The following is a 20,589-nucleotide window of genomic DNA, read 5'->3' on the forward strand; positions in this document are numbered from 1 at the left end:
TGTCGACGGATGTTTCGTCCAACAGTTCGATATACTTTAGCGCTACGGCGTTCGAGGTCCACTTTGCGCAAACCGCTTCTGCCCGCGCCTGCGAATCGGCTAGGGCGAGGTCGCGTAAACGCCATCTGGTCCTTTGAGCAAAACGTGGCCAAGAAGGCCTTCCTCGTGCGCTAGGAACTCGCGGTCTACGTTCTCGGAAGCTTCGAGTAGCGTTTTCTCGTCGACACCCTCGCGTAGTCTGAAGGTGGCGAATTCGACGCCGCCGAAGCGAAGCGCATCGTCTTTCATTAGAGTGAATCGAGCCATTGTCTACTCCCCGTTTGTGTGGAGTAGGAAGATTATTCTTCGCCTACTGACAGCGTGGTGTCAGTAGAGCGACGGACCTTGGTCCAGGCCTTCGCCTGCTGCGACATATAACGGTCGAGGTTTATTGCGTCCGTTAATTCGAACCGATGAGGGAGTAGCTTTACCTCGCTCATACGATCGAGGCGGAAATCTCTGAATGCGTTTCGGAGTACGCACCAGGCGCCCAGCGTCCATTTTCCGCCCCAGTAAAATAGACCCAGCGGCCATACTTCCCGTTGCGAGCGTTCCTGGCTTGGGGTTACGTACCGAAAGTGCAGCACTCGCCGCGAACAGACGGCATCGTGAAGCATATCCCAGCGTGCCGATAAGCCGCTGCGCTCCGTAACCGTTAACGCGTAGGCCCACCGGTTGGTTTCTAGTCCGCTTTGTTCGGGTAGGGATGCGCAGATCTTGCTGAGGAGGGTACGCGCACTGGCGGTTAGCATAGTCCCCGTCGATGCCGATACCATCTGTGTCCCTAGAAGGAGGGCATCGAGTTCGCCGGGCGTCAGGGTGAGAGGCCGCAGTTCGAATGCCTCATCGAGCCGATAACCGACGCCGGGTTCGCCATAGATTGGGATGCCGCTGACGGATAAGTCATCGATATAGCGATAGATGGAGCGTACGGATACGCCAAGCTCGCTTGCCAAGGACTGTGCCGTCACGGGTTGCTTCGCCCGTAGCGCGTTAACCAACTGAAATAGCCGCTCCGCTTTTCTCATCGCCTTAGCATAGCGCGCCTCCTGTCGCTCTGTTATATACCTAAGGCCACGATAAGCCGGGTTTATGCGCACGTCTTGGCCGTTCTCCCCCCGTCTTGTCCGGGGAATGCCATGCGTTGGGGGCGGAAGCGCTCGGGCGCCGACGGAGGCTACCTGTCCGCCGTCGCCCGTAAGCTGGGTTCCAGCACCGGCCAAACCTTATCGAGCAGCAGAGGCTGAGCTTGCGCTGTCGGGTGGATGCCGTCGTCTTGGACCAGTTCGGCGTGCTCGTCCAGGTCGTCGGGAATAAACGGTACTAAAGCAATGCTATGCTCAGCGGTCAAGTCGCGGAACATGGCCTCGAAACGCTCGCTAAAGGCGGCTCCGTAATTTGGCGGTAAGCGGATCTCGGCGAGTAACACTTCGGCGCCCGCGGTTCGCCCGAGTTCGATCATGCGGGCTAGGTTGCGTTCGGTTTCCTGTGGCGGAATGCCGCGCAGACCGTCGTTGCCGCCAAGTTCGATGAACAGCACGTCCGGCTGGTGCCTTTCCAAGGCGCGCGGTAGCCTGGCTAAGCCGCCGGCGGTGGTATCGCCGCTAATGCTGGCGTTTACCACGCGGTGCGGATAGCCTTGTTCCTGTAGTCGCTCCTCTAATAGTGCGACCCAACCGGCCTCGGTAGGCATACCGTAGCTGGCGCTAAGACTATCGCCCAACACCATGAGGACGGGCCTGTCTGCCCAGGCGGGCCCGGTACCGAATAGCAATAGCAAGACAAGAAGGAAGCGTTTGCGCATGTCTGATGCCGTTCCTCGCGAACTGTTGGTTGCCGAAGGTTTGGAAATGCGGTTTCGCGGCCCCGATGCCGAGATCGCGCTGTTTAATAACCTCGATCTTAGCATCTCGGCCGGCGAGACGGTCGCGATTTTAGGCGCGTCCGGTTCGGGTAAGTCGACGTTGCTGGGCTTGCTAGCCGGCTTAGATGTACCGAGCGGCGGCCGTGTGTTTATAGACGGTACCGAACTCACCGCACTCGACGAAGACGGCCGCGCCCGGGTGCGGGCGGAAAAGCTCGGTTTTGTCTTTCAAGCCTTTCATTTGTTAAACGGCCTGACCGCCATCGAGAATGTGATGCTGCCGTTGGAGTTGGAAGGTGCTGCCGAGGCCCTGGCGCGGGCGGAGGCGGCATTGCAGCAGGTCGGTCTAGGGCATCGGCTGCGGCATTATCCGCAGCACCTCTCCGGCGGGGAGCAGCAACGAGTGGCGCTGGCGCGCGCTTTTGTCACCCGGCCGCAATTGCTGTTGGCCGACGAGCCGACCGGTAACCTGGACCAGGCCACCGGACAGAAGGCGGCCGATCTTATGTTTCGGATGAACGCCGAGCAGAACACGACCTTAGTGCTCGTGACGCACGATCGCGAATTGGCAGGCCATTGTCAGCGTGTTTTGCAGTTGGTCGAAGGGAGGCTACAGCCGGTATGAGGGCGGGGGCATGGCGTTTGGGTTTGCGCTTCCTGCGCCGCGATTGGCGCGCCGGCGAGTTGCGATTGCTAGCGGCGGCTTTGGTGATTTCGGTCGCCGCGGTGAGTTCGGTTGCGTGGTTAGCCGAGCGGGTGAGCGCTGCCGGTACCGGGCGAGCGGCGGAATTGCTGGCCGCCGACGGTGTGGCGCGTAGCTCCGACCCTATCCCCGCAGCGTGGCGCGAGGAGGCCGCCGCGCGCGGGCTTTTACATGCGGTGACGCTGGAGTTTCCAAGTGTGGTGCTGGCCGGCGAGCGGAGTCAGCTGGTATCGGTGAAGGCCGTGGAAGCGCCCTACCCCTTGCGCGGGATGTTACGGGTACAAGCCGGTCGCGATGCACCGGAAGAGGAGGTGCGGGCGGTGCCGGAGCCGGGTACGGTCTGGTTGGAGCCGCGCTTGATGTTGCAGCTCGACCTGGTGGTGGGCGATGCGCTGGAGCTGGGCGCGGAGACGTTCACGGTAAGCCGTATGCTGACGCTGGAGCCGGATCAAGGCGGCTTTTTCGGCAGCCTTGCGCCGCGTTTAATGTTGAACATCGAGGATATACCGGCCACCGGCTTGGTACAGCCGGCAAGCCGGGTGCGTTACAACCTGATGGTGGCGGGGGATGCTCAAGCAGTTGAGCGTTATCGAGGGTGGCTGGAAGCCGCGACCGAAGAGCCGCTGGACTGGGCGCGGCCGGGCGATCAGCCGGGGGTGGAGCAAGTGCTGAGCAACGCTCAGCGTTTCTTAGGCCTCGGTGCTTTGCTTACCGTGGTCATTGCCGGTGTGGCGATTTTGCTCACGGTTCGGCGTTACGCGGCAAGCCAATTGGATCGGGTAGCCATTATGCGCTGCTTGGGCGCAAGGCAGCGCCAAGTGAGCGCTATTTTGACCTGGAAGCTGGTGTGGCTGGGGCTGGCCGCCGGTTTTGTTGGCTTAGGCGCCGGCTTTGCTTTGCAGCATCTAATGTTGCTACTGGTGGCCGATTTGCTGCCGCCGGAGTTGCCCGCGCCGGGGCTGCGCCCGGCCTTGAGCGGGTGGTTGGTAGCGTTGGCGGCTTTGCTCGGATTCGCTTTGCCGACGGTATTGCGCTTGCGGCAAGTGCCGCCGATGCGGGTATTGCGGCGCGATATCGGCGGCGATGTGTTCCGTGGTAGCGGCCTGTATGTCATTCCGCTGGCGATCATTTTCCTCATGATGTGGTGGCAAGCGGGCGATCCGCGCCTGGCTGTGGTGGTGTTTGGCGCTGTGCTCGGCACGCTGTTCGTGCTCGGGTTGGCCGGGCTCGGTCTGGTTGTGGCCGTGCGCCTGTTGCGGCGTGTCAGCGGTGCCGGTTTGCTGTGGTTTTCCGGCATTGGCCGGCGGCCGGTGGCGGCTGTAGTGCAGGTGGTCGGCGTCGGCTTAGGGCTGATGGCCTTGTTTTTGCTGGGTTTGGTGCGCGGCGATTTGCTGGATACCTGGCAGGGGCGAATTGCCGAGGATGCGCCTAATTACTTCTTGATCAATGTGCAGCCGACGGAAGTGGACGCCTTGCGCACCTTTTTGGCTGAGCGGGGCGAGGTGGTGCCGACCTTTTATCCCATGGTTCGTGGGCGATTGACGGCGATTAACGAGCAACGTGTGCAGCCGGACGATTTCGAAGATCCCTCCACCCAACGTTTGCTGGCGCGCGAGTTCAATTTATCGTGGGCGGAAGATCTGTACCCGGATAATCGCATTCGTTCCGGCCGCTGGTGGACGGGAGCCGAGCCCGATCCGGAGCAGTTTTCGGTCGAGGTGGGCTTGGCCGAGCAGTTAGGTGTCGGTTTAGGCGATACGCTGACCTTTTCGGTGGCGGGCGAGTCGGTGGAGGCGACGGTAACCAGCTTGCGAGAAGTGCATTGGGATAGCTTCAATGTGAATTTCTTTGTCACCGCACCGAGCGGTTTGCTGGACGACTTTCCGGCGACGTATATCAGTAGCTTTTATCTGCCGCCGGAGCATGAGGATATTATGCCGGCACTGGTGCGCAACTTTCCTAGCGCCACGGTGATCGATATCAACAGCATTCTCGCCACCGTGCGCGATATCATCGAGCAGGGCAGCCGTATCGTGGAGTTGATGGCGGGGCTGACGTTGCTAGCCGGGCTGCTAGTGTTGTTGGCGGCCTTGCAGATCACCGGCGAAGAGCGTCGCTTCGAAAGCGCGCTGCTACGCTCGTTGGGGGCGAGTCGCGCGCGTATTCGTTGGTTGGCGCGCAGCGAGTTCTGGTTGCTTGGCGCGGCGGCAGGTTTCCTGGCGGCGGTGATTGCGGTTTTTGCCGGTCGGATCGCCGCGCGGGAGTTGTTTCAGCTTTACTATCCGGTGAATCTGGAGCTTATCGCGCTCGGCACGCTTATCGGCGTTTTGGTGGTATGGAGTGCCGGAGCCTGGGGTTCCGTGCAAGCCTATCGCGTCTCGCCGATGCGTTTGTTGCGTGAAACCCGAGATGTTTGAGTTGTCGAGGAGATATTGATGGATTCCACCCAAGGTTGTTTTCTGGAAGATCTTAGCGAAGGCATGGAAGCGACGTTTACCAAAACGGTGACGGAGACGGACGTGACCCTGTTTGCCGGCATTACCGGCGATTTGAACCCGATGCACGTTAACGAAGAGTATGCGGCCGCGACGCCTTTCAAGGGGCGGATCGCGCACGGTATGTTAACGGCGAGTCTGATCTCCAATCTGCTGGGGACGAAGCTGCCGGGGCCGGGCACTATTTATATGAGCCAGCAGGTGCGGTTTAAGGCGCCGGTGCGGATTAACGATACCGTCACAGCGCGGGTGAGGGTGACGAATATCCGTGAGGATAAGGCCATTGTGACCTTGGCAACGGATTGTCTGGTGGGCGGCAAGGCGGTATTGACCGGCGAAGCGGTGGTGATGGTGCCGCGACGCGAGGCAGTGTCCTAAGGTGGATCGGTTGCTGACGGCAGAGGCGGCGCTTGCCGACTGGTATGGCGAGTTCGAATTGCCGGAAGGCGCTGTGGCCGAATGGCGGATTGGTCCGGCGCGGTTTCAGGTGGTGCATCGGTTTGGCGAATGGCGGGTGTCTCAGCAGCGAGACGAAGGTTTGCCGTTGCACGCCGAAGTCGCTTTCGACGATGTCGAGCCGATGCCGGAAGACAAGGTAGAGCGGTTCGTGTATGCCGATCAAAGCGGCGTTTTCCACGTGCAACCGCTGTTGCCGGACCGCTCCGTCGTATCGCGTCCGGCAGCGCCGCTGTTCGTACCGGCTGGCGAGGCGGTGCGGTTGTACGTAACCGTACCGCTGTGGTTGCAATTGTCGGTCGGTAAGCAGCGGAAACGTTTGTTGGAGGTGCCGAGCTATCGGCCCTCCGATACCTGGTTCGGCCCGACAACCATGACCGGCGAACTCTGCTACGCGCTGCGTAGCCGGTGTCGGTTGTATCTTGAGGATGCCGAGTTCGTACCTTATCGGGCGCATATCCCCGTGCAGATCCGCAACCAGGCGAGTAAACAATTGAGTTTGGAAAGAGTCTGCGTGCCGGTGCGGCAGTTGAGCTTATATGTCACGCGCGACGGCCGGTTCTGGACCGACGAGGTCGGTCTTGAGCAGCGAGACGAAGGCGGCAGTCTAGCGGCCTTGCGGCTGGGGGGAAAGGCGCCGAAAGAAGCGGTCGATGCGCAGCGCATCGCTACCTCGCGCGATGCGCCGGGTCGACGTACGGCTATACATGCGTTCAGCGCTTTGTTTAATCTATGAATCTTCGTTATCGATAGCTTATCCGCCAACGAGCGTATGTTCTGTCTGAGGCTAAACGAGGTGTTTCGTGGCTGACTTTTGGGCGCCGATGGGGGCGTTTTTCTCGGCGGGCGGTTGGTTGAACGTCTTGCAAGCGGCGCTGATCCTCGTGCTGGGGCTACTGCTTGGGCGGATACTTGGCAGTGCGGTCGCGCGCGTGCTGCACGGCAAGCTCGACGCGCACGGGGTTATGATTGCCCGGCGGGTCGTCTTTTATTTCATTTTGGGTTTAGCCGTTGCTTCGGCGTTGCATCAGCTCGGTTTCCGCTTAGGGGTTTTGTTGGGAGCTGCCGGCGTCGTCTCGGTTGCGCTCGGCTTTGCCTCGCAGACCTCCGTATCCAACCTGATCAGCGGCTTGTTCTTAGTCGGCGAGCGTCCGTTCGGCGTTGGCGATGTGGTACGTATCGGCTCTACGACGGGCGAGGTTTTATCCATCGATTTGCTGTCGGTGAAACTGCGTACCTTCGATAACCTCTATGTCCGCATTCCGAACGAGACGCTGATTAAAAGCGAGATGACGAATATGTCTCGCTTTCCCATCCGTCGCGCCGATCTGCAAATCGGCGTGGCGTATAAAGAGAGCATCAAACGGGTGCGCGAGGTGTTGCTTGAGGTCGCGGAGCGCAATCCGGTATGCCTGGAAGAGCCGAAACCTGTGTTCATGGTTTTGGGCTTCGGCGATTCGTCGATTAATCTGCAATTTTCGGTATGGGCCAAGCGCGAGAACTTTCTCGAGCTTCGTAACAGTATGCAGGAGCAGATCAAAGAAGCGTTCGACGAGCACGGGATCGAGATTCCTTTCCCCCACCTTAGTCTTTATGCCGGTAGCGTAACCGACCCTATCCCTGTGCGCTATGTCGACCCCGACCCGACAACGAGCGATAAGCTTTAATCAGGTTTATCGCTGATATAGATCAAGCGCTCACCCGTACTCCCGACATACAGTGAAGGTGTGGAAGGTGTGCCGGCAGGCGGCGATTTGCCGTGGTCATGCCAACGTTCTCTGTCGCACTTTAGTGTCGATACGCCTGCCGAGCCCTTGCCAGATCGTGCTGGCGTCCATAAGAACAGGATGCGCAAGGCAGCTCGTCAACGCCAGGAGGTGGCGAAATGCTCCATAAGCTGATGGCACCCCGCGATACCGGAGAAGGCGTTCACGCGCTGGACCGTATTAATCATATGATCATGGGCCGTTTAACGCGGGGTATCTCGCCGGCTGGTCTGTCGCTGGCATACTACGACTGGCTGGTGCATTTGGCCATGTATCCGGGAAAGCAAATCGATTTGATGCAGGATGCGACGGAAAAATATCTTCGCCTGATAAGCTATGCAGGTAACTGCGCCTCCGAAAATAGCATCGAACCTTGTATCACGCCCGAGCCGGGCGATAACCGGTTTCGCGCGCCGGAATGGCAGCAGTGGCCGTTTAATCTGATCCAGCAGAATTTTCTGCTGGTGCAAGATTGGTGGAGTAGGGCGACCAGCGAGGTCCGCGGTATCGAGCCGCATCATCAGGATGTGGTCCATTTTGTCGGGCGGCAACTCCTCGATGTGCTGTCGCCGTCGAACTACCTGCCGACTAATCCGGAAGTGTTGCGTCGTACTTTCGAAGAAAACGGCGAGAATCTCTTGCGTGGCTGGCGCAATTTCATCGACGACGTTTATCGTCGTGTCCATGGCCAGCCGCCCGCCGGGGTAGAAGATTGGCAGGTCGGCGAGAACATGGCATTGACGCCCGGCAAAGTCATCTACCGCAATCGCTTGATCGAGCTGATCCAGTACGAGCCGACCACCAAAAATGTGTACGCCGAGCCGGTTCTTTTCGTGCCGGCGTGGATTATGAAGTACTACATTTTGGATCTGGTGCCCGGTAAATCCTTAGTGGAGTATCTGAGGGATCAGGGGCACACGGTATTCATGATTTCCTGGAAAACCCTGGGCCGACAGACCGCGACATGGGCATGGTCGATTACCGTAAGCTCGGTATTCTGGCCGCCTTGGATGTTATAAATGCGGTGGTGCCGAATCAGAAGGTGCATGCGGTAGGTTATTGTCTCGGCGGAACCTTGTTATCGCTTACCGCCGCGGCGATGGCTCGCGATGGCGACGAGCGTTTGGCAAGTATGAGTTTATTTGCGGCTCAGGTGGATTTTACCGAGCCTGGAGAGTTGGATCTTTTCATCGACGAAAGCCAGATTACCTATCTCGAAGATAATATGTGGCAAAAGGGCTATCTGGACGCCTATCAGATGGCCGGCGCGTTTCAGCTGTTGCGCAGTAACGACCTCATCTGGTCGGCCGTGGTTAAGGATTATTTAATGGGCGAGCGGACGCCCATTTTGATCTCATGGCCTGGAATGCCGATGCTACCCGCCTGCCCTACCGAATGCACAGCGAATACCTCCGCAGTTTATTCCTTAATAATGATTTCGTCGAAGGGCGTTACGATGTCGAAGGGCAGCCCATTCATTTCGGCGATATTCGAGCGCCGATTTTGCAGTTGGCACCGTTAAGGACCATGTGGCACCCTGGCTGTCTGTCTACAAGATAAACCGCCTGGCGCGAACCGAAACGACGTTTTTACTGACCACGGGTGGGCATAACGCAGGGATCGTTACGCCGCCGGGCCATCCGCGGCGTAAGTATCAGGTACATACTCGCGACGTGCATGATCGCTACCTCGGGCCGCGTCGGTTCCACCTGGAAACGCCCTATCAGGACGGTTCCTGGTGGCCGGAGTGGGAGGCGTGGCTGGCGAAGCGTTCCGGCAACCGGGTTAAACCACCGGCGATGGGAGCGCCCAAAGCGGGTTATAAACCCCTTCTGGATGCGCCGGGCGAGTATGTACTTATGAAATGATCAGGAGGATCGTTCGATGGGGGAATTCGCAAGCCTGAAAGGAAAGAAAGGGCTGGTGGTCGGGATCGCTAACGATCGCAGTATTGCTTACGCTTGCGCGCGCGATTTTCGGGCGCAGGGAGCTGAGTTAGCTGTTACCTATTTGAACGAGAAGGCCAAGAGTTACGTCGAGCCTTTGGCTAGGGATTTGGATTGTTCGTTGTTTATCCCTTGCGATGTGCGCGAGCCGGGCCAGTTAGAGGCCGTTTTCGAGCGCATCGGGGCGGAGTGGGGCGAACTCGACTTTCTGCTGCACTCCATCGCCTTCGCCCCGCGCGAGGATTTGCATGGGCGGGTCGTCGATTGCTCGCAGGCGGGATTTGCGCAGGCGATGGATGTGTCCTGCCATTCGTTTATCCGGATGGCGCGTTTGGCCGAGCCGTTGATGAAAAATGGCGGTTGCCTGCTGACCGTGAGCTTTTACGGCGCTGAAAAGGTGGTCGAGCACTACAACCTGATGGGGCCGGTAAAAGCGGCTTTAGAGGCCTCGGTACGCTATCTTGCCGCCGAGCTGGGGCCGCAAGGCATCCGTGTGCATGCCTTATCGCCGGGGCCTTTGAAAACTCGGGCCGCCTCCGGCATCGATCGTTTTGACGAATTGATGGAAAACGCCGCTGCGCGCGCACCTCAACATCAATTGGCCGATATCCGCGATGTCGGTGCAACCGCTGCCTTATTGGTGAGCGATCGCTCCCGTACCTTAACGGGCAATATCATCCGTATCGACGCTGGCTACCACATCGTCGGCTAGCCAACAAAGTAAAAGAAGGAAATCATGGTGGGATTTATCGAGAATTTTCCCTATGAGGAATTGCACGTCGGGCAGCAGGCGATGCTTAAGCGCCGCTTGGTCTTGGATGAGCTGAAGCTGTATGCGGAGAGTGCGGCGGAGGCCGTGCCCACGCGTATGGACGAGACCCTCGCCACTAGCGACTTGTTCCATCAGTTGATCGCTCATGGAATGTGGGGCAATGCCTTAGTGGCGATTGTAATCGCGACCGAGTTGCCGGGGCCGGGCACGCGCTTATTAGAGCAGCGGTTGAACTATAAGGATCAAGTCTCGCTTGGCGAGTGTGTCACCGTTACCGTGACGGTGAAGGAAAAACTCAACGAGCGGCGGGTGCTGTTGGAGTGTCTTTGCGTTGCCGACGACGAGCGCGTCGCGTTGGCTGGCGATATCCTGGTGGAGGTGCCCAAAGACAAGATTAAACGCCCCTTGAAAGAAGTGAAGGGTATCAACGGTAGCGGCCGCCATCGGCAGCTGGAACGTATGTTGGCGATGGCGGAAGGCTTGGAGCCGGTGAAAACGGCTGTGGTTCACCCGGTCGACGATGCCTCGTTGCGCGGTGTGGTCGAGGCGGCGCGACATCGCCTGATTGCGCCGATTCTGGTCGGTCCGCCGCAGAAAATCAACGCGGCAGCCGATGCGGCCGAGCTCGATATTGCCGGTTTCGAGATCGTTGCTACCGAGCATAGTCATGAGGCCGCCGAGCGAGCGATGGACATGGTGCGCGCCACCGAGGTCGAGCTGGTGATGAAGGGCGCCCTGCATACCGACGAACTCATGGGCGCCGCCGTTCACAAGGAAAAAGGCGTGCGTACCGAGCGACGCATGAGTCATGTTTGGGTGATGGATGTGCCGACCTACCCGCGGCCTTTGTTCATCACCGATGCCGCCATTAACATTAATCCAAACCTGGTGGTAAAGCGCGACATCGTACAAAACGCCATCGAGCTGGCGCATGCCTTGGGCATCGAAGAGCCGAAAGTGGCGATTCTGTCGGCAACCGAATCGGTTAATCCCTTAATGCCGTCGACGTTGGATGCCGCGGCGCTATGTAAAATGGCCGATCGCGGGCAGATAAGAGGCGGTCTTCTCGATGGTCCGCTGGCGTTCGATAACGCGATTTCGGAAGCGGCCGCTCGCACCAAGAATATCCGCTCGAAGGTGGCGGGGCACGCCGATATTCTGCTCGCCCCCGATATGGAAGCCGGCAACATGATCGGTAAGCAGTTGAACTATTTGGCCGATGCCGATGCGGCCGGTATTGTGCTCGGCGCTCGGGTGCCGATTATTTTGACCAGCCGGGCCGACGATACCGTCTCCCGCTTGGCTTCCTGCGCCATCGCTCGCCTGCTGGCCGAGAAAAAGCGCCGGGAAGTGCAGGATGCAGCCGCGGCAGCATTGAGGTAAGCCGATGCAGGAAGCCATTCTCGTCCTTAACGCCGGTTCTTCCAGCATCAAGTTCGCCATCTATGCCTTGGGAGAGGGCGATAGCCTGACGCTACGCGTCGCCGGGCAGGCTCAGGGCATTCCCGAGCGGCCAGGGATTGTGATGTATTCGGGCGACGGCGAGAAGCTGCAAACGATGCAGTTGCCTCGCGGTGCGGATCACGAGCACGCGTTAAGTATGCTGACCGACTTCGCGAGTCTGTACGTGGAGGACTTGGAGTTTATTGCCTGCGGGCACCGGGTGGTGCACGGGGGTACGGACTATGCCGAGCCGGTGTTGATCGACCACGAAGTCTACCGGCGTTTGGAGCGTTTAATACCGTTAGCTCCCTTGCACCAGCCGCACAATTTGCGGGCCGTTAAAGCCTTCGAGCAATTGTATCCGACAACGCCGCAGATCGCCTGTTTCGACACGGCATTTCATCGGACTCAGCCGGCTGTGGCGCAAGCTTTTGCTCTGCCCCATAAGTATACGGAGCAGGGTGTGCTACGTTACGGTTTTCACGGTTTGTCGTACGAGTACATCGCGCAGGCGTTGCATGGCTACGACAAGCTGGCAGCGACAGGCCGCGTCGTTGTTGCGCACCTAGGCAACGGCGCCAGCATGTGCGCCATTTCCCGCGGGCAGAGCATTGCCACAAGTATGGGGTTTACCGCACTCGACGGCCTGCCGATGGGGCAGCGCTGCGGTAACATCGACCCCGGCGTTGTGCTGTATCTCATGCAAAACGAAGGAATGTCGGTCGAGGAAGTCGAGGAACTGCTTTACCGGCGCTCCGGTCTGTTGGGAATGTCCGGCATTAGCTCCGACATGCGCGAGCTACTCGACAAGGAAGACGACCCCCGTGCGTGTCGGGCATTGGATGTATACACCTACCGCGCGCAACGTGAGATCGGCTCTTTGGTCGCCGCGTTGCGCGGTATGGATGCCTTGGTGTTCACCGCGGGCGTGGGCGAGAACGCCCCCGCGATCCGTGAGTGGATCTGTCAGGATCTTACCTGGCTCGGCGTGTACCTGGACCACGAAGCGAACGATGCCGGCGAGGCGCGCATCAGCACCGAAGATAGTCCGGTATCGGTGTGGGTGATTCCAACCGACGAAGAGCTGATGATCGCCCGCCACACTTTAAAGCTTGTGCGACAACTGCCCCGCCGTTAGAAACGGCGGGCGAAACTTGCTTGGAAGGCGGTGTAGGCGCCGCCCTCCGCTCGTAACGATATGCTGCCGGTCGGGTCGGTCCAATAATGGAGTTCGGCGTAGGCGCCGATGTCGTTATCCTGCTCGAAGTTCCGCGTCCAGGTCAGGTCGCCGGTGGCGAACTCTTCGCCGTCGATATCTCGATAGTACGCGCCGATGTCGAGCTGAACCCGCTCGAAGTTAAGGCTTGGGCCGCCGGCGACCTCGGCTTCGTACCAACGCAGGCGAGTTTCTTGCTCGTCGATGTCGTCTTTCGCTTCCATGTAGGTATAGCTGGCGTGGAAGTGGAGCCCGAGCCAGGAGCGTTCGAATAAGCGCGATTTGAGGTTTATGCCGAAATACTGCCCCTGTAGATCGAGCCCGCTCACGGCTTCGTTGTCCGATTGCGACGCCCAAAGATAGCCGAAGTGAATCCCCGGCTGAAAGGCGGAGATAGACGGCTCGAACAAGGTTACGCCGGCTTGGGTCGTACGTGTCTCGACCTCTCCCGTCGTATAGGCCATATCGGTAGCGGCACGGCGTACATCCGCGGACACGGCGATATCGTGTCCCCAACCGAATGCGGTCGACGGCAAGCTGAAGGCGCCGAGTAAGGCAGTAATTGTCGAGACACGCCGCATGCTCTTACCGCTCCTCTCCTTCGATGCCGGTAAGGTGGCTGGCCCAATCGTGGTTGGGGTCGCCGATGACCAAAAAGTCCGGGTTCAGAATCGATTCTTTGGCGTTATAGCGCAGCGGACTCAGGTCCGCCTTGCAAACAAGACCTCCAGCAGCCTCTACCACGCAATGGGCAGCGCCGGTATCCCATTCCGACGTCGGTCCGAAACGCGGGTAGAGGTCGGCTTCGCCTTCCGCCACCAAGCAGAATTTCAAAGAGCTGCCGACGGAGGTGGTGGTGGTTTCCGGTAACCGCTCAAGTAGGGTGTCGACCCGTTCGCCGCGATGAGAGCGGCTGACCACGGCGGTAAGCGGCGAGCCTAGCGGGCGGGTGCGAATGGTTTCCGTCACGCCGTCGCGTTTTCGTTGCGCGCCGGTTGGGCTACCGACGTACGTCGTGCCGAGCGCCGGCGCATGGACGACGCCCAGCACCGGCTTATGGTTCTCTATGAGCGCGATGTTGACGGTAAATTCGTCGTTGCGCTTGATGAATTCTTTGGTGCCGTCGAGCGGATCGATCAACCAGTAACGCTCCCATTGGCGGCGCTCTTCGAACCCGGCCAGTTGGCCTTCTTCCGACAGCTGAGGGATAGTCGGCGTTAGCTCTTGTAGGCCTGCGCTGATAACGGCGTGAGCGGCTCGATCCGCGGCGGTGAGGGGGAGTCGTCCGCTTTGTGTTCGACTTCGAAACGGCTTTCGTCCCGGTAGATCTCCATGATTTCGTCGCCGGCTGCCTCGGTAATCGCGATCAGTTTCGGCAGCCAAGCATCGTAGTCAGAGGCACTCATGTTTGATTTTTCTCTCTTGCTAGGTGTTCCCGCACCATGAACAGCGCAGCCACGCTTCGGGCTTCGCTGAACTCGTCCTTCTCAAGTAGCAGATGGATGTCCGCTAACTTCCAAGGTACCACATCTATCGGTTCCGGTTCGTCACCTTCGAGCCGTTGAGGGTATAGATTCTGCGCGAGAACGATATTGGTTCGGTGTTGCAGATAACCGGGCGCGGTGGTCAACAAGCGTAGGCGTGTTAGTTTTTCCGCGCCGTGGCCGATTTCTTCCATTAGCTCTCGGTTAGCGGCGTCGCATACGTCCTCGTTCGGTTCGACTCGCCCTTTCGGCAGGGCCAGCTCGTAGCGGTCGGTACCGACGGCATATTCGCTGATCAGAATAACGGTTTCGTCGTCGATCATCGGAACCACCAGTACCGCGCCGCCGCCGGTCCCTGAGCTGGCGATACGTTCGTATTCCATTTCCACACCGTTGCTGAAGCGCAGCCCGACCGCCTCGATGTGAAATAAGCGGGAGCGGGCGACACTACGGCGATGGCGTATTTCGGGTTTTTTACGCATAAATCTTCTCGCTTGCAGACCGTCTATTCTACACCGTTAGACGGTACGGCCGAGGCCATGGCGTGAGCGCTTGGGTGAATGTAGCAGACCCGGCGCATTTGGGCATCTCGCGTTGGCTCCGGCGGCCCGTGTATAGTGAGGGCCGTTCCGGCGGTACGCTGCAAAGCCGCTTGTGAGGCCTCCTTTCGAGAGAGAGCGTTATGATTGACTGGCATAGGATCGATACGGTGCTGCTCGATATGGACGGCACCTTGCTCGATTTGCATTTCGATAATCACTTTTGGCTGGAGTTCCTTCCGGCCCGCTGTGCGGAAGTCCGCGGTGTTGACATGGACGACTTTTTAGCCGATATCCTGCCGCATATGCGTGCTCTCGAAGGCACGATGGACTGGTATTGCATCGATTACTGGAGCCGGCTGTTGGATATCGATGTGCTGGCTTTAAAACGGGAAGTCAGTCATTTGATCCGGTTTCGCCCGCATGCGCAAGCTTTTCTGAAGGCTTTGCAAAGTAGCGACAAACGTAGTCTGTTGGTAACCAACGCACACCAGAATACTTTAGCGTTAAAAGTCGAGCACACGGCGCTGGATCGCTATCTCGACGAACTGATCTCGACGCACGATTTCCGGCGGCCGAAGGAAGATCCTTTGTTCTGGGATCAGTTGCGGGAAGCGTATCCGTTCGATCCGGCAAGGACGTTGTTGATCGACGATAATCTGTCCGTCTTGCGCACCGCGCGCGATTACGGCATCGGCCAACTATTAGGTGTGGCGCAGCCGGATAGTCGGCAGGCGGCGAAGATTTGGGAAGAATTTCCGGCGGTTGGGGCGTTCACCGATATCATGCCGCGCGTGGGGCGGTAAATGCTCTGCGCCCGGCGGGCGGGCCGCAACGGGCGCAGAGGAAGCGAGGTTTTTCCCTTAAAGCTCGGTTAACTGAATGTTCGTGCCGTCGAGGTTGCCGCTCAGGCGCGAGCGTACCGGTGTGCCGTCGGCCGGTATACCAAGTAAGCCCATGGCCGGTCCGATGGCGTCCTCGGCGCCTTCCAGAGCCCGTACGGTCATCTCCAGGTCGAAGTCGCCGTCGGGGCGAATGCGTAAATCGCCGCTTAAATCGATAGGGCCGCCCTGGCTTATCAGGGTGCCGTTGATCATGCCGTCCTCGCCCGGCTCCAGGCGTAAGTTCAAGCTACCCATTTGCAACGGCCGACCTAAGTTCAGGGTGGCCTGATGCCAAGTCAGCATGCCGTCGGCCTCGGTTAACCGCTCGTTCTCGATGCGCAGCGAGCGCATGCTGATGTCGAAACGGCCGCCGATGCGAGCCGGTAGGGTGACATCGGCCATGTTCAGTAGCTGATCTACCGGCATGTCGAGGCGTAGATCTCGCGCTCGCAGGCTGTTACCGCTGACATTGACGTAGCCGCTCACCGAGCCGTTCGGTAGTCGTGCTTGGACATCGCTGGCAAGTCGCCCCGTCAGTAAGTGGCTAGGGCGTAGTTTCCACTGTACGGCCTCCAAGCGTTGGCCTTCGATGGTGGCTACCGCAGCTTGTCCTGACCAGATGCTGCCGCTTAGCCCGTAGGCCTGCACCGGCAGTCGATCACCGAACAAGGTATAGGCTTGGCTGGCGGGAAAGGTGATCGCCAGGAATAGTAAGTAGCTGGCGAGGCCCAGCGTGCCGAGCAGCAGTGCGCGCTTGGTCAACTTCATGATGCCGGTGCCTCCAGCTGTAGCTGCGCGTTTACCCGCCCGGTGCTGCTGCCGGTACGGATCGTAACGGTATGGGCTTCGATTCCGTGGCGCGTTTTCAGGTTACCGAGCCAGAGCACCATGTCGTCAAAGCTGGCTTCTTCGAGATTGACCCGAACGCGATTGTTGCCGGAGGGTTCGACCCGGCGGATCGCATTGCCAAGGCCCGCCTGGCGAGCGCTTTGATCGGCCAAGGCAAACAAGGCTTGATTGCTGTTGCCGCGGTTGACCGGCTGCGGGTGGCTGCCGCGAAGCGCTTGCGCCTCTTGGGCGGCCTGCTGCATCCAGGAGAGCAGAACGCGCTGCTCGGCCACGGTTTGCTCGAGTTCTGCCGCCCGCTGATGGCCGGGCAGCCAGATCATGAAGTAAAACAATATGATGGCTAAGGCTATGCCGCCCCAGCTCAGCGTCCGTCGCTCGCGTGCCTCAAGGCTTTCCCACCACTGTTTCATGAGGAGGCTCCAATCCGTAGTCGACCTTGCACGCGCTCGCCCTCGGCCCGCGCGGTGCGTACTTCGGCCGATACGCCGCTGAGGTTATCCAGTTTTTGCTTGAGTTCGTCGACGTCTTGCAGGTTGTCGGCGAAGAACTCCAAATCGATTTCGCCATTGCGGTAGTTCAAGGCGTTGAGTTCGATCTGCCCGTTCTCCTTTAGGGTCGGGGCGATGGCCGTCAGCAGTTCGAGCATGCCTTCGCTATCGCCACCGCCCCCGCGCAAGGCCTGGAGCCGGGTTTCGACTTGTTGCCGCGGATTGACCAAGCGGCCCGCGCCGGGGAAACCTTCTTGATAGGTTTGCTCTATCTGGGTGTTAAGTACTGCCAGTTCCCGGCTATATTGCCACTGCTGGAGGTAGGCGGCGCTAACGTCGACAACAATCCAGGCTAAGAGTAATACCGCTGCGGTTTGCCAGCGGAGCCATTGGCCGCTCATGCCGCGCTTGTGCGCAAAAGTGCCGACCCGTAGGTTGATGCTGTGTTTGGGCGAGAAGTTCGCCGCCATACTGAGCAGCGGTTGCTCCAATGGCTGGCGGTCGACAGTCAGGCCCAGCTCGTTAAAACCGTCCAATTCGCCACTGCCGTATACGATCAGCTTGGTTGGGGCGCGTTCGCCGGCTTCTTCCAGTGCCGCTTCCAGTAGCGGTAGGGCGTTGAAGGTGTCGCCGGCAAAGCCGCTGTTGGTCCCGGTTCGGACGAGAAAGACCGGCCCGTCGACGAAGACGGTCCAAGCGTCCTCTCGTTGGGGAAGGGCTAGGATCTCCGAGTGCGCCTGTTCGACGTCAAGCCCGGCTTCATTGCAGGCAGCGAGCCATTCGGCTAATACCGTGTTGCTAACGACGGCCACCGCCAGGCGGCCTTGTTCGTCCCGCTGGCCAGGAACGAAGTGTAGCTCCTCGATATCGTCGGCGAGTTGGTCTTCAAGCGCGAAGGGAATGGCGCGCATGAGCTTTTGCCGGCTTTGGGTCGGCATGTGGGCCGACAATAACAGCACGTCGAAGCCGGGCAGCAGAGCCACCACGGGTTTGCCGTCGCTGGCTTTTGCGGCCTCTTCCAAGCTCCCCGTGGCGACACCGCCCTGCGGGCGGCCTTCGGCGTTGAGCCGGACCCATTGAACCGGCTCGTCGGGAGCGGAGCCGAAGCGAATGATTAAACGTGCTCGCATAATATTATCTGTTCGACCGTGAGTTCCTTTCCATTTCCGCGACCGCTACCAAAGCGGCTACAACGGCCCTTGGCTACGGCTGATTACGCGTAGCTCGCCTGTCGCCGATCGCTGGATTAGGCTGCGTAGTCTGACCCGCGAGGGGCCAAGCTCCACGCGGATGTCCGCGATGTAGAAATCACTGCTTACGCCGACCGCCTCGTCGATGTTGTCCGGCAGGCTTTGTGGGGGCAATAGTTGCAGTAATTCGTTAGGATCGGTTAACCCATCCTCCCGCGCATTGCGCTGTTCTATGATCTGTTCCGCCAATTGCTGATTAAGGCCGGGGAACAACCCCATCAATACCCCGGCTTGGGCCGTATTGAGGTTTACCGCAGTAACGGCCGGCAGCGCGATGATATAGGGCTCGATTTGCTGATAAATCTCCGGCGTCATACCGTATACCAGACGCAGCTCGGATACGCTCGCCATAGGTTGGTTAGCCGTACGGTATGGCTGCTCCAGTTGAGTATAGGTGCCGTCTTCGGCACCGCCAGGGCGTTCTTCCATATCCGGATCGAGCCAGTCCATCGTGGCATTAGCGATTTGCGGCGGATCTTCGGCGCCGGCCAATTCCAATAAACGGATGAACTGCTGTACATAAACGTTGTTTGTATCGCCAGGCTGTACGTCGTGCAAGTTGTTCAGGTTGAAGCGCGCTTGGGCGTCGTAGATCTGCATTTGTAACTGAGCGCCGTCGAACTCGGGGAGTACGATCGGCTGGGCCCAGGCTTGTTGCAGATGATCGCTGTCGGGGCCGTCCTGCTCGAGCTTTTCTTTGAGCGTATGCATGGCCCAAAGTTCGGCGCCAATGGCGTACGAGTAGGCTTGCTCCCGTGCCAGCACGTTCTGTACCCGGCGTATATCCAGTTGCTGTCGGCTAACCATCTCCACAGCGGCTATCGTCGCTAGCGCAACGACAAGTAGTGCCGTGACCAGTGCTATGCCTTGCTGCCTGTTTTTTGCGGGAAATCTACGCATAGCTTAATTGGGCAGTAAGAACATTCGGGTAACGGTGCCGATATCGCCCAGCTCCAGTTCCATTTCGACGGCACGCGGCAGGCGGCGGGCTTCCGGGTCTGCCGGAGGCCAATCTTCCAGCCACTCTTTATCGTCGGTCAAAAAACGAAAGCTTAGGCTTTGACATTATCCAGTAATACCGTGTCGCGGATATTTGGCTCGTAGGGTTGGTCCAGAGCCATCCACTGCTGGCGGATCAGTTCGCCGTCCTCCATCAGGTAGGCGACGCGCTGCATACTGCTGCGTGTTTGACCTAACGGGTTGGGATGGCCGCCGCGCGTCCATTCCAGCACGTCCAGCTCGGTCAACATCGGTTCGCGCGGATCGCCGAAGCGATCGCGGATACTGCGATCGATCGCTTGTGTCATATCCTGCTGCACGATCGTAAAGGCGCGTTGCATTTGCGTGAGCCGTGCGGCCTGCGTTTGCACCTGATCGCGCGTGGTCAGCGTAGTCTGCAGGCCGCTATAGGCGACGACCGATATCAACGCAAAAATGGATAGCGAGATCATTAGCTCGAGCAGGGTAAACCCGCGCTGGCGATACCGGCTCATTGCAGTTGTCCTTCCCGCACCGCCGGGTCCAACAGCAAACCGTCTAACACCGTCAGCGGATGCTCGCTTCCTTCATGCTCATAGACGCGGACCGTTACCTGCCGCATGCGCGGAATGGGGGAGTTGCTGATTTCCGTTTCCCAATGCCATTCGCGGCCGGCCATTTCGCGTCGACCGCTGTCGCGTCCGCTACCCCAGTATTCCATAGCCTGCATTTCTACCAAGCGATCGTTCGCCACCCACTGGGCAAAGGTTCGGTCGCGCAGGTAGTTGAGGTTGTAACCGCTCTCCGCGCTGACCTTGATGATCGCCGCTAGCGCCGTACCGACAACGATAACGGCGACAAGCACCTCCACTAAGGTAAACCCGCGGCTTTGGCTCGGCGCTTGGCGTTTAATCATCCCTTTGGAACTCCAGCCTGCCATCCAAAGAACCCACGATGAGATACCGCTCGTCCAAATCGGGGTGGCTGACTACCAGTTCGAAAGGCGTCATCTCGCCGCTGGTTAGCAGAAGGATTTGCGGTTGATCGCGGCTGCCTTCCTCATTGTTTGCCGCGAGCCCATCGACCACTAAGTCGAGCTGCAAAGGTTCGGGAAGCGTGTGCGGCCGTAGAAAGCGGTCGTGCTCGGCATCGGTCCATCGCTCGCCGTCCAAGAACTTGAAGGCGTAGCGGTCGTAGTCGAAGCGAATGCCGATAGGCTGGCTGCGGAGAATGGCCTCCTCGGCAGCCAGCTCGATAACCGCGTTCAAACGACGCGCTTCTCGCTGCAACTCTTCGCCGCGGTTATCGCCGATCGACATGATCGTGAGGCTGACAATCACACCGATGATGATCAGCACGACCAATAATTCGATCAGCGTAAATCCGCGGTGTCGGCGCATCCTGCAGTTCGTTCCGG

General features: G+C 59.1%; 24 protein-coding genes and 1 pseudogene. 12 read left to right on the forward strand and 13 right to left on the reverse strand.

Annotated features, from left to right (window positions below; all coding sequences use genetic code 11):
* Positions 1–99: 99 nt before the first annotated feature.
* From CAI21_RS23600 to CAI21_RS02005, 3 genes are all read right to left on the reverse strand, one after another.
* Positions 100–306 carry a hypothetical protein gene (locus CAI21_RS23600; protein WP_220347722.1) on the reverse strand — a complete coding sequence of 69 codons (207 nt, stop codon included), beginning with the start codon at positions 304–306 and terminating at the stop codon, positions 100–102.
* A gap of 32 nt (positions 307–338) precedes the next feature.
* A complete protein-coding gene (locus CAI21_RS02000; RefSeq protein ID WP_116300726.1) occupies positions 339–1,067 on the reverse strand; it encodes a helix-turn-helix transcriptional regulator in 729 nt (242 codons plus the stop codon).
* 149 nt (positions 1,068–1,216) lie between these two features.
* Positions 1,217–1,843: an arylesterase gene (locus tag CAI21_RS02005; RefSeq protein WP_116300727.1), complete on the reverse strand. Its 627-nt coding sequence runs from the start codon at positions 1,841–1,843 to the stop codon at positions 1,217–1,219.
* Between CAI21_RS02005 and CAI21_RS02010 the strand changes: the two genes are divergently transcribed.
* The 11 genes from CAI21_RS02010 to CAI21_RS02050 all read left to right on the forward strand — a co-directional run bounded on the left by CAI21_RS02010 (position 1,842) and on the right by CAI21_RS02050 (position 12,622).
* Positions 1,842–2,528: an ABC transporter ATP-binding protein gene (locus CAI21_RS02010; protein ID WP_116300728.1), complete on the forward strand. Its 687-nt coding sequence runs from the start codon at positions 1,842–1,844 to the stop codon at positions 2,526–2,528. The genes CAI21_RS02005 and CAI21_RS02010 overlap by 2 nt on opposite strands.
* Positions 2,525–5,023, forward strand: a complete 2,499-nt coding sequence (locus tag CAI21_RS02015; RefSeq protein WP_116300729.1) for an ABC transporter permease — start codon at positions 2,525–2,527, stop codon at positions 5,021–5,023. Before CAI21_RS02010 ends, CAI21_RS02015 begins: the two co-directional genes overlap by 4 nt.
* Positions 5,024–5,041: 18 nt before the next feature.
* Positions 5,042–5,479 carry a MaoC family dehydratase gene (locus CAI21_RS02020; RefSeq protein WP_181919217.1) on the forward strand — a complete coding sequence of 146 codons (438 nt, stop codon included), beginning with the start codon at positions 5,042–5,044 and terminating at the stop codon, positions 5,477–5,479.
* Positions 5,480–5,489: 10 nt separating this feature from the next.
* Positions 5,490–6,293, forward strand: coding sequence for a hypothetical protein (locus CAI21_RS02025; protein ID WP_220347723.1), 804 nt, complete (start codon positions 5,490–5,492; stop codon positions 6,291–6,293).
* An 88-nt stretch (positions 6,294–6,381) separates the two neighbouring features.
* Positions 6,382–7,224, forward strand: a complete 843-nt coding sequence (locus CAI21_RS02030) for a mechanosensitive ion channel family protein (RefSeq protein ID WP_116300732.1) — start codon at positions 6,382–6,384, stop codon at positions 7,222–7,224.
* A 218-nt stretch (positions 7,225–7,442) separates the two neighbouring features.
* Positions 7,443–8,342, forward strand: a complete 900-nt coding sequence (locus CAI21_RS24530; protein WP_258867908.1) for a poly-beta-hydroxybutyrate polymerase N-terminal domain-containing protein — start codon at positions 7,443–7,445, stop codon at positions 8,340–8,342.
* Positions 8,288–8,845, forward strand: a complete 558-nt coding sequence (locus tag CAI21_RS24535; protein ID WP_258868880.1) for a hypothetical protein — start codon at positions 8,288–8,290, stop codon at positions 8,843–8,845. Before CAI21_RS24530 ends, CAI21_RS24535 begins: the two co-directional genes overlap by 55 nt.
* 7 nt (positions 8,846–8,852) lie before the next feature.
* The gene (locus CAI21_RS24540; protein ID WP_258868881.1) at positions 8,853–9,191 is read left to right on the forward strand and encodes a hypothetical protein; all 339 of its coding nucleotides are present in this window, start codon (positions 8,853–8,855) and stop codon (positions 9,189–9,191) included.
* Positions 9,192–9,207: 16 nt separating this feature from the next.
* Positions 9,208–9,981 (forward strand): enoyl-ACP reductase FabI, encoded by a 774-nt coding sequence (gene fabI, locus CAI21_RS02040; protein WP_116300733.1) that lies wholly within the window; start codon positions 9,208–9,210, stop codon positions 9,979–9,981.
* 24 nt (positions 9,982–10,005) lie between these two features.
* A complete protein-coding gene (locus CAI21_RS02045; RefSeq protein WP_181919218.1) occupies positions 10,006–11,424 on the forward strand; it encodes a bifunctional enoyl-CoA hydratase/phosphate acetyltransferase in 1,419 nt (472 codons plus the stop codon).
* Between the two features lie 4 nt (positions 11,425–11,428).
* Positions 11,429–12,622, forward strand: a complete 1,194-nt coding sequence (locus CAI21_RS02050; RefSeq protein WP_116300734.1) for an acetate/propionate family kinase — start codon at positions 11,429–11,431, stop codon at positions 12,620–12,622.
* On the opposite strand, the gene CAI21_RS02055 is transcribed toward CAI21_RS02050, so the two are convergent.
* The 3 genes from CAI21_RS02055 to nudE are packed head-to-tail and all read right to left on the reverse strand — an operon-like array spanning position 12,619 to position 14,666.
* A complete protein-coding gene (locus CAI21_RS02055; protein WP_116300735.1) occupies positions 12,619–13,281 on the reverse strand; it encodes a hypothetical protein in 663 nt (220 codons plus the stop codon). The two genes, CAI21_RS02050 and CAI21_RS02055, sit on opposite strands and share 4 nt — an antisense overlap.
* A 4-nt stretch (positions 13,282–13,285) precedes the next feature.
* A complete protein-coding gene (gene cysQ, locus CAI21_RS02060; protein ID WP_404840844.1) occupies positions 13,286–14,083 on the reverse strand; it encodes a 3'(2'),5'-bisphosphate nucleotidase CysQ in 798 nt (265 codons plus the stop codon).
* A gap of 19 nt (positions 14,084–14,102) precedes the next feature.
* On the reverse strand, positions 14,103–14,666 hold the full coding sequence (nudE, locus tag CAI21_RS02065; protein WP_116300736.1) for an ADP compounds hydrolase NudE: 564 nt from the start codon (positions 14,664–14,666) through the stop codon (positions 14,103–14,105).
* Positions 14,667–14,866: 200 nt separating this feature from the next.
* Here nudE and yrfG point away from each other — a divergent pair, with 200 nt between their 5' ends.
* Entirely contained in the window at positions 14,867–15,529 is a 663-nt protein-coding gene (gene yrfG / locus CAI21_RS02070; protein ID WP_116300737.1) for a GMP/IMP nucleotidase, read from the forward strand.
* A gap of 57 nt (positions 15,530–15,586) precedes the next feature.
* Here the strand turns inward: yrfG and CAI21_RS02075 are convergent, their stop codons facing one another.
* The 7 genes and pseudogenes from CAI21_RS02075 to gspH all read right to left on the reverse strand — a co-directional run bounded on the left by CAI21_RS02075 (position 15,587) and on the right by gspH (position 20,572).
* Complete coding sequence (locus CAI21_RS02075; RefSeq protein WP_116300738.1) at positions 15,587–16,375, reverse strand: type II secretion system protein N; 789 nt, start codon at positions 16,373–16,375, stop codon at positions 15,587–15,589.
* Positions 16,372–16,866, reverse strand: a complete 495-nt coding sequence (gene gspM, locus CAI21_RS02080) for a type II secretion system protein GspM (protein ID WP_116300739.1) — start codon at positions 16,864–16,866, stop codon at positions 16,372–16,374. Before gspM ends, CAI21_RS02075 begins: the two co-directional genes overlap by 4 nt.
* Positions 16,863–18,074: a type II secretion system protein GspL gene (gene gspL / locus CAI21_RS02085; RefSeq protein WP_116300740.1), complete on the reverse strand. Its 1,212-nt coding sequence runs from the start codon at positions 18,072–18,074 to the stop codon at positions 16,863–16,865. The genes gspM and gspL overlap by 4 nt, the downstream gene beginning before the upstream one ends.
* A gap of 57 nt (positions 18,075–18,131) precedes the next feature.
* Complete coding sequence (gene gspK / locus CAI21_RS02090; protein ID WP_116300741.1) at positions 18,132–19,094, reverse strand: type II secretion system minor pseudopilin GspK; 963 nt, start codon at positions 19,092–19,094, stop codon at positions 18,132–18,134.
* A gap of 3 nt (positions 19,095–19,097) precedes the next feature.
* Positions 19,098–19,687: pseudogene (gspJ, locus tag CAI21_RS02100) on the reverse strand (type II secretion system minor pseudopilin GspJ).
* Positions 19,684–20,088, reverse strand: coding sequence for a type II secretion system minor pseudopilin GspI (gene gspI, locus CAI21_RS02105; protein WP_181919219.1), 405 nt, complete (start codon positions 20,086–20,088; stop codon positions 19,684–19,686). The pseudogene gspJ and the gene gspI overlap by 4 nt, the downstream one beginning before the upstream one ends.
* Complete coding sequence (gspH, locus tag CAI21_RS02110; RefSeq protein WP_116300745.1) at positions 20,081–20,572, reverse strand: type II secretion system minor pseudopilin GspH; 492 nt, start codon at positions 20,570–20,572, stop codon at positions 20,081–20,083. Before gspH ends, gspI begins: the two co-directional genes overlap by 8 nt.
* Between the last annotated feature and the right edge of the window lie 17 nt (positions 20,573–20,589).

The organism is Alkalilimnicola ehrlichii, from assembly GCF_003399765.1.
Classification (GTDB): domain Bacteria; phylum Pseudomonadota; class Gammaproteobacteria; order Nitrococcales; family AK92; genus AK92.

Bases quoted from the DNA above. Each gene is read 5' to 3' on its own strand.
- CAI21_RS23600 (WP_220347722.1), bottom strand. From the start codon at position 306: ATGGCTCGATTCACTCTAATGAAAGACGATGCGCTTCGCTTCGGCGGC.
- CAI21_RS02000 (WP_116300726.1), bottom strand. From the start codon at position 1,067: ATGAGAAAAGCGGAGCGGCTATTTCAGTTGGTTAACGCGCTACGGGCG.
- CAI21_RS02010 (WP_116300728.1), top strand. From the start codon at position 1,842: ATGTCTGATGCCGTTCCTCGCGAACTGTTGGTTGCCGAAGGTTTGGAA.
- CAI21_RS02005 (WP_116300727.1), bottom strand. From the start codon at position 1,843: ATGCGCAAACGCTTCCTTCTTGTCTTGCTATTGCTATTCGGTACCGGG.
- CAI21_RS02015 (WP_116300729.1), top strand. From the start codon at position 2,525: ATGAGGGCGGGGGCATGGCGTTTGGGTTTGCGCTTCCTGCGCCGCGAT.
- CAI21_RS02020 (WP_181919217.1), top strand. From the start codon at position 5,042: ATGGATTCCACCCAAGGTTGTTTTCTGGAAGATCTTAGCGAAGGCATG.
- CAI21_RS02030 (WP_116300732.1), top strand. From the start codon at position 6,382: ATGGGGGCGTTTTTCTCGGCGGGCGGTTGGTTGAACGTCTTGCAAGCG.
- CAI21_RS24530 (WP_258867908.1), top strand. From the start codon at position 7,443: ATGCTCCATAAGCTGATGGCACCCCGCGATACCGGAGAAGGCGTTCAC.
- CAI21_RS24535 (WP_258868880.1), top strand. From the start codon at position 8,288: ATGGGCATGGTCGATTACCGTAAGCTCGGTATTCTGGCCGCCTTGGAT.
- fabI (WP_116300733.1), top strand. From the start codon at position 9,208: ATGGGGGAATTCGCAAGCCTGAAAGGAAAGAAAGGGCTGGTGGTCGGG.
- CAI21_RS02045 (WP_181919218.1), top strand. From the start codon at position 10,006: ATGGTGGGATTTATCGAGAATTTTCCCTATGAGGAATTGCACGTCGGG.
- CAI21_RS02050 (WP_116300734.1), top strand. From the start codon at position 11,429: ATGCAGGAAGCCATTCTCGTCCTTAACGCCGGTTCTTCCAGCATCAAG.
- CAI21_RS02055 (WP_116300735.1), bottom strand. From the start codon at position 13,281: ATGCGGCGTGTCTCGACAATTACTGCCTTACTCGGCGCCTTCAGCTTG.
- nudE (WP_116300736.1), bottom strand. From the start codon at position 14,666: ATGCGTAAAAAACCCGAAATACGCCATCGCCGTAGTGTCGCCCGCTCC.
- yrfG (WP_116300737.1), top strand. From the start codon at position 14,867: ATGATTGACTGGCATAGGATCGATACGGTGCTGCTCGATATGGACGGC.
- CAI21_RS02075 (WP_116300738.1), bottom strand. From the start codon at position 16,375: ATGAAGTTGACCAAGCGCGCACTGCTGCTCGGCACGCTGGGCCTCGCC.
- gspM (WP_116300739.1), bottom strand. From the start codon at position 16,866: ATGAAACAGTGGTGGGAAAGCCTTGAGGCACGCGAGCGACGGACGCTG.
- gspL (WP_116300740.1), bottom strand. From the start codon at position 18,074: ATGCGAGCACGTTTAATCATTCGCTTCGGCTCCGCTCCCGACGAGCCG.
- gspK (WP_116300741.1), bottom strand. From the start codon at position 19,094: ATGCGTAGATTTCCCGCAAAAAACAGGCAGCAAGGCATAGCACTGGTC.
- gspI (WP_181919219.1), bottom strand. From the start codon at position 20,088: ATGATTAAACGCCAAGCGCCGAGCCAAAGCCGCGGGTTTACCTTAGTG.
- gspH (WP_116300745.1), bottom strand. From the start codon at position 20,572: ATGCGCCGACACCGCGGATTTACGCTGATCGAATTATTGGTCGTGCTG.